Below are 12383 nucleotides of genomic sequence, written 5' to 3'. Positions count from 1 at the left end.
ATGACTGGTGAAAAAAATAATAGTAATTGCAATATTAGTCATTACAATTGCTAGTGCGGTTTTGGGTTTTAAGGTATTTCAGGTGAAAGATTTTAAGCAAGAAAGGTCTTTTGAAATCAATAATATAAAAGAAATAGAAGTAGACAATGAAAACTGGAATATTGAATTTAAAAGTACAGACGCTAATAAAATAGTAATTTCCGCTCAAGGTCAACAAGTAGATAAAAAGATAGATCCCGTCAAAATAGAAAATGACGAAAATAAAATTGTGATTAAGCAAAAACAAAAGGTGACCAAATTTTTTAATGGTTTTACGTTTAGGAAGAAAAATAGTATATGTATAGCTATTCCGAAGAAAGAAATAGACAAAATTGTAGTAAATAATAAATCGGGTGATGTGAAAATAAGCAATATAGTAGTAAAAAATATCGTGACAAAAGGCAAGTCTGGAGATGAAATGATTACAGGACTATCGGCAGAGAAGGGTGAGTTCACATCCGAAAGTGGAGATTTAATGTTAAAAGATAGTTCATTACAAGAAGTAAATATAACTTCTACTACTGGCGATAATTATGTGAAAAATGTAAAAAACGAAAATATGAACATCACTTCAACATCTGGGGAAGTATTACTAAAAGATATGACAGAAGGAAAATCATTATTTATAGAAACAAAATCGGGAGACATTGGCGTACGGTATAAAGGTGTCCCGGTATCATTGAAACTTACGGCTAAAAGTAATTCGACTGACATAATTGTGGATTTAAAAGAGCTTAAGAAAGATAAAAATACAGAAAAAATAAAAGAGGGAACTATTGGTGATGCAAAAAACGAAGTGAAGATTTTAAGTAAAACAGGAGCGATTTATATCGATTAAAATGTAAATGAAAGGAGGACTATTATGCTACATCTTATGAAGCTAGAATTGAAAAAGTTTAAGCTTGGATGGTATGTAAGGGGAGCGATTATTGCAAATATCGCTATACTGGCATTAATGATCTTTACGAGCATCGTTGCTCAAGTAGAAGGTGATCCGGAAATAAGGGATCCGCAGATGATGTTGTTAACGGCTAGTACATTAGTAAGAGCAACATTTATTATTTTTGGTAGTGTATTAATCGCAAGGTTAATAATTGGTGAATATAAAAACAAAACAATATTACTCATGTTTTCTTATCCAATTAACCGAAAGAAAATGATGATTAGTAAGTTGGTTATTACAGCAACATTAACATTTATAACAGTTATTTTATCTAACATTTTAGTAGTAGGAGTTTTCTTTGGGATAGATAGCTATTTTTCAATTCTTCCTAATTCATTCACAATAGATCAATTGAAGCAAGAAGGGATAAACCTTGTTCCTTTAGCCATTGCAACTGCGGGAATAAGTTTAATCCCTCTATATTTCGGAATGCGTAAACGTTCGGTGCCAACTACAATTGTTTCATCTCTGATTGTTGTATCAATTGCAATTAATAACACTCCTATGTTTTCTACAGCAACTTTTCTTCCCCTTCAACTAGTACTTGCTGCAATTGGAGTTGCGATTGCATATTACGGAATTAAAAATATAGAGAAGGAAGATATAACTGTATGACAAGAATAAGAAAAAAGAGTTGGCGTTACACCAACTCTTTTTTGTATATGTATGCTTCGTTACTACTCTGTAAATTTGGAGTGTTTGCTTAAATACTCTTGCACTCCTGGAGAAATATTAAAGTTATTAGGACTTTTATATTCGATAGTAAACTCTCCATCTCTACTTGTCTCAAAGGAGATTGCATAGTTATTCATTTTAGCATCGTAAGAAGTATTTTTGACTTCCGCATCTAGATCAAAGTATTTTGTAATATATTCTTTTGTTTCCGTAATTGCTGTTTGTTTTCCCCAAGGGGTACCATAACTTGTGAAATAAAGAGATACGCTGATAACTCCAATAATAGAAGTTAGTAAAATAGTTTCACATGAAACAAGTTACAGAAAAAGACAAGATGTGTAAACACCTTGTCTTTTTTTGTTGTTACATTTTAGGAGCTTCTATTCCAGCCACAGCCCATTCTTCTTTTGCAGGACCATATACGCCAGGAACTGTTAAGCCGGCTTGTCGCATTAAAACTGTCATTTGCCCGCGATGGTGATTTTGATGATTAATAAGTGTCATTAAAAATATAGAATTCGGCATAGGGCGACCAAAGAAGTCATTAATAGTAGTTAAATCCTTATCAGTCCATTCGCTTTGAAGTGCTTCAACAAAAGCCGCATTCACTTTACGATACCCATCTGCAATTGTTTTAGCTGAAGTTGGAACAGGATAATCTTTCGTTTCCCCTTCAAACTTAAGCCCCGTACCAGATAGCATAACTGGAATTGCCGTCACGATATGCCAAGCAACTCTGCCTAATGTCCAGTGCCCATGTGCAATTTCTTGTGACAAAGACTCATCTGTTAATGCATCGAGCATCTTTTGAGTAGACTCAGCCTCGTATGTCCATGATTGCAAGAAGCCTTCAATAGTTTGGTACATGTTATCCCTCCTCGTTATGTTCATAGGTTAAATTCGTGAAAAAAAGATAGTTTCCTTTTGATCTTATAAGAATGAATAAAAAAGGAGACTTCCAAGAAGCTCCTTTTTAACTTTCTTCCAACTCTTCCTCGCCAACCATAAGAAATAAGGTGCTCCAAGTACAGCAACGTTCAAATTTGCGCTAACGATAAAGAGTTGAATAATTGTTGAGCCGAGAGCTGAAATACCGATTTCTATTAAAGCAAGGGTTGTTGAGCTAAACCCTAATTTCCATGAAAAAAGGACAATTTTAACTGCAAGTAGTCCGCCGATGAATACACCAATTGGATTGAAGTTTATATGTATATGCAGAATAGAGAAAAAGAATTTCGTTTGAGCAAGAAGGCGAAAGTACAAGCAAAAAGAGAGCAAATCGCATGTAATAATTACTAGAATGTATGGAATAAATCTGTGTTTATCCCCACTAGGTAAAGTGTTTTTTTGTTATTTAGATAGGTGTTTTCTAACTTGGTGATTTTACTTAAAAGATCGAACGTAAAGGAAGTGATCAACATGTCTTCATGGAGCAATAATATAAATGGATATTGTGGGTGTAATAATCAAAATGGTGTACATGTTGATTCATGCTGTTTTAGTTGTGATGGGACAGTTCCTAAGCTGGGTCCAACAGGTGACACAGGCCCAACGGGAGCAACGGGCCCAACAGGTGACACAGGTCCAACGGGAGCGACGGGAATAACAGGTTCAACGGGTCCGACGGGAGCAACAGGAGCAACAGGAATAACAGGGGCAACAGGTCCAACAGGAGCGACGGGAATAACAGGGGCAACAGGTCCAACGGGAGCAACAGGAGCAACGGGAGCAACAGGAGCAACGGGAACAACAGGAACAACAGGGGCAACAGGTACAGCGGGACCGGCTGGAACGGGAGCAACAGGAGCAACGGGAGCAACAGGAGCAACGGGAGCAACAGGAATAACAGGGGCAACAGGTTCAACGGGTCCGACGGGAGCAACAGGAGCAACAGGAGCAACAGGAATAACAGGAATAACAGGAGACACGGGGGCAACTGGCACAAGTATAACTGCAACATACGCTTTTGCAAATAATACATCGGGAACAGCGATATCGGTACTTCTTGGTGGAACGAATGTCCCGCTTCCAAATAATCAAAATATTGGTCCAGGTATTACTGTTTCTGGGGGGAATACAGTATTTACGGCTGCAAATGCGGGGAATTATTATATTTCATATACGATTAATATAACGGCTTCATTATTAGTCAGTTCGCGGATTACAATTAATGGTGCACCTCTTGCTGGAACGATCAATTCTCCTGCGTTAGCAACTACATCATTTAGTGCAACAATTATTACGACTCTTGCGGCTGGAAGTGCCATTAGTTTGCAACTATTTGGTTTGTTAGCTGTTGCAACATTATCAACAACTACACCAGGAGCTGTGTTAACGATAATAAGGTTAAGCTAAATAATAACTCTCTTATTCTTTTAAGATTAGGAGAGTTTATACATATAATAAGAAGTTAATGGAGTGAAGCATAGTTATATAAAAGTCAGAATATTATGATTGTAACGTTATGGCGACTATAATATAATGAAAACAACCATCATGAATGAACATTCATTTATTTTTATGTATTTGAAGGGGGAATGAAGGTGGAAAAACCATGGTTGAAAAGTTATCCAGAAGAAATTCCAAGTACGATTTCTTATGATATTCAGCCGCTTCATGGATATGTGGAACAGGTGGCTTCACGTTATCCAGAAAAGAAAGCGCTTCACTTTTTAGGGAAGGATATTACATTTTCAGACTTCCACGATAAGGTGAAGAGGTTTGCAAATTATCTTCAAAAACTCGGTGTGGAAAAGGGTGATCGAGTTGCTATTATGTTGCCAAACTGTCCGCAATCTGTAATTGGTTATTATGGTACATTACTTGCGGGAGGTATCGTAGTACAAACAAATCCACTATATACAGAAAGAGAATTAGAATACCAGCTTCATGATTCGGGAGCAAAAGTAATTCTTTGTCTCGATTTAGTGTTTCCAAGAGTAACGAATGTTCAATCTGCTACAAAAATTGAACATATTATCGTAACTCGGATTGCGGACTTTTTACCCTTCCCTAAAAATTTACTTTATCCATTTGTACAAAAAAAGCAGGCAAATCTTGTTGTGGATGTGTCGGAAAGCGAAACGATTCATCTATGGAAATCAGTAGAACGAGAAAGTAATGTTAATGTTGAAGTGCCTTGTGATCCTGAAAATGATCTAGCTCTTTTACAGTACACTGGAGGAACAACTGGATTTCCGAAAGGCGTTATGTTGACGCATAAAAACCTTGTTTCGAACACTTTAATGGGAGCTCATTGGCTATATAATTGTAAAGAAGGGGCAGAAGTAATTCTTGGTGTCCTTCCGTTCTTTCATGTGTATGGGATGACAGCTGTAATGAATTTAAGTATTATGCAAGGATATAAAATGGTGCTGATTCCGAAGTTTGATATGAAAATGGTTTTTGAAGCGATAAAAAAACATAAAGTCACACTATTTCCAGGGGCACCGACCATTTATATTGCTCTATTAAATAGTCCCCTCTTAAAAGAATATGATATTTCTTCTATTCAAGCTTGTATTAGTGGATCTGCCCCGCTTCCTGTAGAAGTACAGGAAGAGTTTGAGAGAGTTACAGGTGGGAAATTGGTAGAAGGTTATGGATTAACGGAGTCGTCGCCAGTTACACATGGGAATTTTTTGTGGGAAAAACGCGTGCCAGGAAGTATTGGTGTGCCGTGGCCAGATACAGAGGCAAACATTATGTCACTTGAAACTGGAGAGGCTTTACCTCCGGGTGAAATTGGTGAAATTGTTGTAAAGGGTCCTCAAATTATGAAAGGGTATTGGAATAAGCCAGAAGAAACAGCAGCTGTATTACAAGACGGATGGCTTCATACAGGGGATGTTGGTTACATGGATGAAGATGGATTTTTCTATGTGAAAGATCGTAAGAAAGATATGATTGTTGCGAGTGGATTTAATGTGTATCCTCGCGAAGTAGAAGAAGTATTATATGAGCATGAAAAAGTGCAAGAAGTAGTGACGATTGGAGTTCCCGATCCGTACCGGGGAGAGACAGTTAAAGCATTTGTTGTGTTAAAAGAAGGTGCGGAGTGTTCTGAGGAAGAATTAAACCAGTTTGCGCGTAAATATTTAGCGGCTTATAAAGTGCCGAAAGTATATGAGTTTAGAGATGAACTGCCGAAAACGACAGTCGGAAAAATTTTACGCCGTGTCCTAATAGATGAAGAGAAAAGAAAAAATGAGGATGAGCAAACGGGCTAAGGCCCTTTCTTTTTGAAAAAATAGGATTGACACTTTTCTAAATAGTCAGTATTATAAGAATATGAATGACTATTCATTCAGTCATCTTCTTGAAGGGGACAGTAAAGTGAAGAAAAATAGACCAAAATACAATCAAATTATTGATGCGGCAGTCATTGTGATTGCGGAGAATGGGTACCACCAAGCGCAAGTTTCTAAAATAGCAAAGCAAGCTGGGGTAGCTGATGGCACGATTTATTTATATTTTAAAAATAAAGAAGATATATTAATATCCTTATTCCAAGATAAGATGGGAGATTTTGTCGAAACAATTCGTCAAAAAACAGCAGGAATTGAAAGCGCTGTATCGAAGTTATTCATGTTGGTAGAAACGCACTTCTTGCTGTTATCACAAAATGATCCTCTTGCTATCGTTACGCAATTAGAGCTAAGACAGTCCAATCAAGACTTACGCCTGAAAATAAATGAAGTATTAAAAGGCTACTTACAAGTTATGGATGAGATTTTGGAGACAGGTATAAAGCAAGGTGAATTCCAAGCGGATTTAAATGTTCGCGTGGCAAGACAAATGATCTTTGGAACAGTAGATGAAGTTGTGACCAATTGGGTAATGAGCGATCATAAGTATGATCTGGTCGCACTTTCAAAAACGGTACATGGGCTACTTATTGCAGCTTGTGGTTATCGTCAATAATGGGAGGGATCATGTTGAAATTCCTATCTGTAAGAGTTGAAGATCATATCGCGGTGGCGACGTTAAATCATGCGCCGGCAAACGCGATGTCTTCACAAGTTATGCATGACGTTACTGAATTAATTGATCAAGTGGAGAAGGATGATAACATTCGTGTTGTTGTTATTCACGGTGAAGGGCGCTTTTTCTCGGCGGGAGCAGATATTAAAGAATTTACATCTGTTACTGAAGCGAAGCAAGCGACAGAATTAGCGCAGCTTGGACAAGTTACGTTTGAGCGTGTTGAAAAATGTTCAAAACCAGTTATCGCGGCAATTCATGGAGCGGCACTTGGCGGCGGCCTTGAGTTTGCTATGTCTTGCCACATGCGCTTTGCAACTGAAAGTGCAAAACTTGGTTTACCTGAATTAACACTTGGATTAATTCCTGGATTTGCAGGTACACAGCGATTACCACGTTATGTTGGGAAAGCGAAAGCTTGTGAAATGATGTTAACAAGTACACCGATTACTGGTGCAGAAGCATTAAAATGGGGACTTGTTAACGGAGTTTTTGCTGAAGAAACATTTTTAGATGATACGCTTAAAGTTGCAAAACAGATTGCTGGAAAAAGCCCAGCGACGACTCGTGCTGTACTAGAGTTATTGCAAACGACGAAATCGTCTCATTATTATGAAGGTGTACAACGCGAAGCTCAAATCTTTGGTGAAGTATTTACGGGTGAAGATGGAAGAGAAGGTGTAGCAGCGTTTTTAGAAAAACGTAAGCCTTCATTTAGTGGCAGGTAGTTCAATTATTTTTTTAATATAAATTAACAGAAAATTAAAATTGATAGAATCTTTCTGAAAAACAAGGGGGTAAATGGAATGAACATCTACGTACTCATGAAACGAACATTTGATACAGAAGAAAAAATCGTAATTAAAAACGGTGCAATTTACGATGGCGAAGCGGAATTCATCATCAACCCTTACGACGAATATGCGATTGAAGAAGCAATTCAAGTAAGAGACGCACAAGGTGGCGAAGTTACTGTTGTAACAGTCGGTGGCGAAGATAGTGAGAAAGAACTTCGTACGGCATTAGCGATGGGCTGCGATAAAGCGGTATTAATTAATATTGAAGATGATGTGGAAAATGGTGACCAATTCACGACAGCAAAAGTACTTGCTGAATATTTAAAAGATAAAGATGTAGATTTAATTTTAGGCGGGAACGTTGCAATTGATGGTGCATCTGGACAAGTTGGTCCACGCGTAGCAGAAGCGTTAAATATTCCGTACGTAACGACAATTACAAAACTTGAAATTGACGGTACAAACGTGAAGATTGAGCGTGATGTTGAAGGTGATACGGAAGTGATTGAAACTTCATTACCAGTTTTAGTAACAGCACAACAAGGTTTAAATGAACCTCGCTATCCATCGCTTCCAGGTATTATGAAAGCGAAGAAAAAGCCACTAGAAGAAGTAGAATTAGATGATTTAGATTTAGAAGAAGATGATGTGGAAGCAAAGACAAAAACAATTGAAATCTATTTGCCTCCTAAGAAAGATGCAGGAAAAGTGTTACAAGGCGAGCTGCAAGATCAAGTAAAAGAACTTGTATCGTTGCTCCATACAGAAGCGAAAGTAATCTAATAAAATACGAAATTATATATGCAGGAGGGAAAATCTATGGCTCGTAAAGTATTAGTAATGGGTGAGGTTCGTGATGGATCGCTACGTAACGTTTCGTTTGAAGCGGTAGCAGCAGCAAAAACAATTGCAGAAGGCGGTGAAGTAGTAGGTCTTCTAGTTGGAGATAGCGTTGCCTCTTTTGCAAATGAATTGATTCATTACGGTGCAGATCGCGTTGTGACAGTTGAAAATGATAAATTAAAATCATATACATCTGATGGTTATGCACAAGCATTTTCAGCTGTATATGCTGAAGAAAAGCCAGAAGGTATTGTATTTGGACATACAGCACTGGGTAAAGATTTATCACCAAAATTAGCAGCGAAGCTTGAAGCTGGTCTAGTTTCTGACGTAACTGCTTTAGATGTTGAAGGTGGAAATGTTATCTTTACTCGTCCAATTTACTCTGGTAAAGCGTTTGAGAAGAAGATTGTAACAGACGGTATGTTATTTGCGACAGTGCGTCCAAATAACATTGCGACGCTTGAAAAAGATGAGTCTCGCAGTGGTGACGTGTCTTCTATTACAGTAGATGTGAAAGATTTACGTACAATTATTCAAGATGTCGTCCGTAAGACGGCAGAAGGTGTTGACCTTTCTGAAGCGAAAGTTATTATCGCTGGTGGACGCGGTGTGAAGAGTGAAGAAGGATTCAAGCCATTAAAAGAGTTAGCTGACGTATTAGGCGGCGCTGTTGGAGCATCTCGTGGTGCTTGTGACGCTGAGTATTGCGATTACTCATTACAAATTGGTCAAACTGGTAAAGTTGTTACGCCAGACTTATACATTGCATGCGGTATTTCTGGTGCGATTCAGCATTTAGCTGGTATGTCTAACTCAAAAATAATCGTTGCGATTAATAAAGACCCAGAAGCAAGTATCTTCAAAGTAGCTGACTATGGTATTGTTGGCGATCTATTTGAAGTCTTACCTCTTTTAACAGAAGAGTTTAAAAAGTTAAAAGTACATTCATGATTTGAGTACCCTTGAGTTCCAAGTGAAGTACCCCTATATATAGAAAAGGTGAGAGATCCCCTGTCTCTCATCTTTTTAGTATTTAATCCGTATTTTTATATAGTATAAAGGAACACTTTTTTGTTACAATACATAACGATACATATTATTCGCCACGTATATAAGTTAATGATATACTCTTGGTAGAATATACTTGAAGGAGGAAATAAAATGGCAATTGTAAATGCAAATGACCAAAGCTTCGCAGCTGAAACTAGCGAAGGTGTTGTATTATTAGATTTCTGGGCACCTTGGTGTGGACCTTGTAAAATGATCGCTCCTGTATTAGAGGAAATTGATGCAGAATTAGGCGAAAAAGTAAAAGTAGTAAAAGTAGACGTGGATGAAAACCAAGAAACTGCTCGTCAATTCGAAGTAATGAGCATTCCAGCTCTTTTCGTATTAAAAGACGGTAAAGTAGTTGATCAAACGTTAGGTTACAAACCGAAAGAAGCGTTAGTAGAATTAGTTTCTAAACACTTCTAAAATAAAGGGCTACCATTTGGTAGCCTTTTTTATTTTCCTTTTTTACACCTTTCCGTTACAATAAAAGAACGTATGTTGGGTGTTTTGGCATAGTATGTTTTCATGTGAAAATAAAGATGCTAAGCATGTAGAAATGGAGGGTAACGAGTGCACGAACATTTAAAAGAAAAATTGGCTATTTTACCAGATCAACCTGGTTGTTATTTAATGAAAGATAAGCAAGGAACGGTTATATATGTCGGAAAGGCAAAAGTGCTTAAAAATCGTGTGCGCTCGTACTTTACTGGTTCACATGATGGAAAAACACTACGGCTTGTAGGAGAAATTGTAGATTTTGAATATATTGTAACCTCCTCAAATCTAGAGGCTCTCATTTTAGAGTTAAACTTAATAAAAAAACATGATCCAAAATATAATATTCAATTAAAAGATGATAAAACATATCCTTTTATTAAAATTACAGCTGAGAAACAGCCGCGATTACTTATTACGCGAAATGTAAAAAAGGATAAGGGAAAGTATTTTGGCCCTTATCCGAATGCACAATCAGCTCATGAAACGAAAAAGCTGCTAGATCGTATGTATCCGCTTCGTAAGTGCTCAAATATGCCAGATAAAGTTTGTTTATATTATCATATGGGTCAATGTTTAGCGCCTTGTGTGAAAGAAGTGACGGAAGAACAAAACAAAGAAATTGTAGATGAAATTATTAAGTTTTTAAATGGTGGACATAAAGAAGTTCGTTCAGAATTAGAAACAAAGATGTATGAAGCTTCAGAGAAACTAGAATTTGAACGTGCAAAAGAGTTACGTGATCAAATTGCTCATATCGATGCGATTATGGAAAAACAAAAGATGATTATGAGTGACTTAGTGGATCGTGATGTGTTTGGGTATGCAGTTGATAAAGGATGGATGTGTGTTCAAGTTTTCTTCGTTCGAAAAGGAAAGCTAATTGAACGTGATGTTTCTATGTTTCCAATCTACGATGAACCAGAAGAGGGATTTTTAACGTTTATCGGTCAATTTTATGAGAACAGCAGTCATTTTAAGCCGAAGGAAATTGTCGTTCCAGGAAGTATAGACTCAGAGTTAGTAGAGCGCTTTTTAGAAGTTGAAGCGACACAGCCGAAACGTGGTAAGAAAAAAGATCTTGTAGAATTAGCAAATAAAAATGCGAAGATTGCTCTTGAAGAGAAATTCTACTTAATTGAACGTGATGAAGAGCGAACGATTAAGGCGGTAGATCATTTAGGGAAGCAGCTCGGGATTGAAACACCTTATCGTATTGAGGCGTTTGATAACTCAAATATTCAAGGGACAAATCCTGTTTCTGCAATGATTGCTTTTATCGATGGGAAACCAGCTAAAAAAGAATATAGGAAATATAAAATTAAAACGGTTCAAGGACCAGATGATTATGAGTCTATGAGAGAAGTTGTGAGACGCCGTTATACAAGGGCGCTGAAAGAGAGTTTGCCTTTACCAGATTTAATCATTATTGATGGTGGAAAAGGGCATCTGGCAGCTGTAAGTGATGTTCTAGAAAACGAACTCGGTTTATATATTCCGATGGCAGGGCTTGTAAAAGATGACAAACATAAAACTTCCCATTTAATTATTGGAGATCCACCTGAACCTGTGATGCTTGAGCGAAATAGCCAAGAATTTTATTTATTGCAGCGCATTCAAGATGAAGTGCATCGATTTGCGATTACATTCCATCGTCAATTACACGGGAAATCTGTCATTCAATCAGCACTGGATGATATTCCTGGAATTGGAGATAAACGAAAAAAGATATTGTTGAAACATTTTGGGTCGCTAAAAAAGATGAAAGAAGCTTCTGTAACGGAATTTGTCGAAGCGGGTATGCCGAAAAATGTCGCAGAGACGATTTATACTTATTTAGCGGATAAGAAGACGTTGTAGTTTACAACGTCTTCTATTTTTTGGTATAATTTCTGAAGATTTAAAATAAACCTAACTGAATGAAAACACAAAAAAGTCAACTAAACTTATATGTCTAGTTGACTGTAGGTAATGCTACACTTCAATGAGATCTTTTATATCCCATTTCACAAGAAATGTAATAGAGTCTGAACGTTTTTTCTTTTCTTCATAGGACTCTGCAACGACGTTTCGTTGCTTTTGAATTTGTTCAGCGATGAATCCAGCTTCTAATTGATAAGAAGAATGTCTGTTTTGTTTTTGACGTTCAGCGATGAGTGTGCCTTTAAGTTGGAACTGCATTTCACGACGCTTATGTTCAATAATACTTAAAGTGCCCCAGCCAGCTTTTTCAAAGAACTGAATGACTTCTTCAATTGTTTCTAGTGGATATTTTCTTGCAAGGTTTCTACCAGACCAGTATAAAATACCATCTAAATCGTTACCGATTAAATCAGGTAGTAATTCTTCACGTAGCAATTCATAAGCGAAGGCGTTCAATGAAACATCTTCTAAAGATGTTGTATCGATTGTATTTTTACTCACAATATTCCCCTCTTTCTATAGGGATTATTATATAACATTTCTCATTTATAAAAACAGATTTTTCTTTAGGAAAATCTGAATATATAAGAAGGGAAAAAGAATTGGCAAATTATATGCAAATTATGTAT

13 protein-coding genes are annotated in these 12383 nt (G+C 37.0%); 10 read left to right on the top strand and 3 right to left on the bottom strand.

All coding sequences use genetic code 11. The features are described from left to right. Positions 1–7: 7 nt before the first annotated feature. Together DN389_RS18025 and DN389_RS18020 are read left to right on the top strand one after the other, a co-directional pair. Complete coding sequence (locus tag DN389_RS18025) at positions 8–877, top strand: DUF4097 family beta strand repeat-containing protein (RefSeq protein ID WP_088082316.1); 870 nt, start codon at positions 8–10, stop codon at positions 875–877. Between the two features lie 24 nt (positions 878–901). Continuing rightward, positions 902–1597: an ABC transporter permease gene (locus tag DN389_RS18020; RefSeq protein WP_046956256.1), complete on the top strand. Its 696-nt coding sequence runs from the start codon at positions 902–904 to the stop codon at positions 1595–1597. Positions 1598–1659: 62 nt separating this feature from the next. Here DN389_RS18020 and DN389_RS18015 read toward each other — a convergent pair whose 3' ends face one another. Further along, a complete protein-coding gene (locus tag DN389_RS18015) occupies positions 1660–1956 on the bottom strand; it encodes a YfjL-like protein (RefSeq protein ID WP_088082317.1) in 297 nt (98 codons plus the stop codon). A 64-nt stretch (positions 1957–2020) separates the two neighbouring features. Beyond that, a complete protein-coding gene (locus DN389_RS18010) occupies positions 2021–2524 on the bottom strand; it encodes a DinB family protein (protein ID WP_098189820.1) in 504 nt (167 codons plus the stop codon). A 552-nt stretch (positions 2525–3076) separates the two neighbouring features. On the opposite strand from DN389_RS18010, the gene DN389_RS18000 reads away from it, so the two are divergent. The 8 genes from DN389_RS18000 (at position 3077) to uvrC (ending at position 11691) form a co-directional block, all read left to right on the top strand. Further along, positions 3077–4012 carry a BclA C-terminal domain-containing protein gene (locus DN389_RS18000; RefSeq protein WP_149237428.1) on the top strand — a complete coding sequence of 312 codons (936 nt, stop codon included), beginning with the start codon at positions 3077–3079 and terminating at the stop codon, positions 4010–4012. A 188-nt stretch (positions 4013–4200) separates the two neighbouring features. Next, on the top strand, positions 4201–5886 hold the full coding sequence (locus DN389_RS17995; protein WP_060488184.1) for a long-chain-fatty-acid--CoA ligase: 1686 nt from the start codon (positions 4201–4203) through the stop codon (positions 5884–5886). 106 nt (positions 5887–5992) lie between these two features. Next, positions 5993–6580: a TetR/AcrR family transcriptional regulator gene (locus DN389_RS17990; protein ID WP_472926201.1), complete on the top strand. Its 588-nt coding sequence runs from the start codon at positions 5993–5995 to the stop codon at positions 6578–6580. Positions 6581–6591: 11 nt separating this feature from the next. After that, positions 6592–7368 (top strand): enoyl-CoA hydratase, encoded by a 777-nt coding sequence (locus tag DN389_RS17985; RefSeq protein ID WP_000911294.1) that lies wholly within the window; start codon positions 6592–6594, stop codon positions 7366–7368. 78 nt (positions 7369–7446) lie between these two features. Further along, positions 7447–8220, top strand: coding sequence for an electron transfer flavoprotein subunit beta (etfB, locus tag DN389_RS17980; protein ID WP_001029035.1), 774 nt, complete (start codon positions 7447–7449; stop codon positions 8218–8220). Between the two features lie 36 nt (positions 8221–8256). Next, complete coding sequence (etfA, locus tag DN389_RS17975; RefSeq protein ID WP_149237426.1) at positions 8257–9234, top strand: electron transfer flavoprotein subunit alpha; 978 nt, start codon at positions 8257–8259, stop codon at positions 9232–9234. Between the two features lie 210 nt (positions 9235–9444). Continuing rightward, positions 9445–9759 (top strand): thioredoxin, encoded by a 315-nt coding sequence (trxA, locus tag DN389_RS17970; RefSeq protein ID WP_001018944.1) that lies wholly within the window; start codon positions 9445–9447, stop codon positions 9757–9759. 147 nt (positions 9760–9906) lie between these two features. Then, entirely contained in the window at positions 9907–11691 is a 1785-nt protein-coding gene (uvrC, locus tag DN389_RS17965) for an excinuclease ABC subunit C (protein ID WP_000544269.1), read from the top strand. Positions 11692–11805: 114 nt separating this feature from the next. On the opposite strand, the gene DN389_RS17960 is transcribed toward uvrC, so the two are convergent. Continuing rightward, positions 11806–12255, bottom strand: coding sequence for a YslB family protein (locus DN389_RS17960; protein ID WP_000042225.1), 450 nt, complete (start codon positions 12253–12255; stop codon positions 11806–11808). Between the last annotated feature and the right edge of the window lie 128 nt (positions 12256–12383).

The sequence above is a fragment of the Bacillus sp. AY3-1 genome (genome assembly GCF_008368785.1).
Classification (GTDB): Bacteria; Bacillota; Bacilli; order Bacillales; family Bacillaceae_G; genus Bacillus_A; species Bacillus_A wiedmannii.
This window is presented reverse-complemented; position numbering and strand designations above follow the sequence as displayed.

Excerpts from the sequence above, each read along its gene's own strand:
- DN389_RS18020 (WP_046956256.1), top strand. The coding sequence starts at position 902 with ATGCTACATCTTATGAAGCTAGAATTGAAAAAGTTTAAGCTTGGATGG.
- DN389_RS18010 (WP_098189820.1), bottom strand. The coding sequence starts at position 2,524 with ATGTACCAAACTATTGAAGGCTTCTTGCAATCATGGACATACGAGGCT.
- DN389_RS18000 (WP_149237428.1), top strand. The coding sequence starts at position 3,077 with ATGTCTTCATGGAGCAATAATATAAATGGATATTGTGGGTGTAATAAT.
- DN389_RS17985 (WP_000911294.1), top strand. The coding sequence starts at position 6,592 with ATGTTGAAATTCCTATCTGTAAGAGTTGAAGATCATATCGCGGTGGCG.
- etfB (WP_001029035.1), top strand. The coding sequence starts at position 7,447 with ATGAACATCTACGTACTCATGAAACGAACATTTGATACAGAAGAAAAA.
- etfA (WP_149237426.1), top strand. The coding sequence starts at position 8,257 with ATGGCTCGTAAAGTATTAGTAATGGGTGAGGTTCGTGATGGATCGCTA.
- trxA (WP_001018944.1), top strand. The coding sequence starts at position 9,445 with ATGGCAATTGTAAATGCAAATGACCAAAGCTTCGCAGCTGAAACTAGC.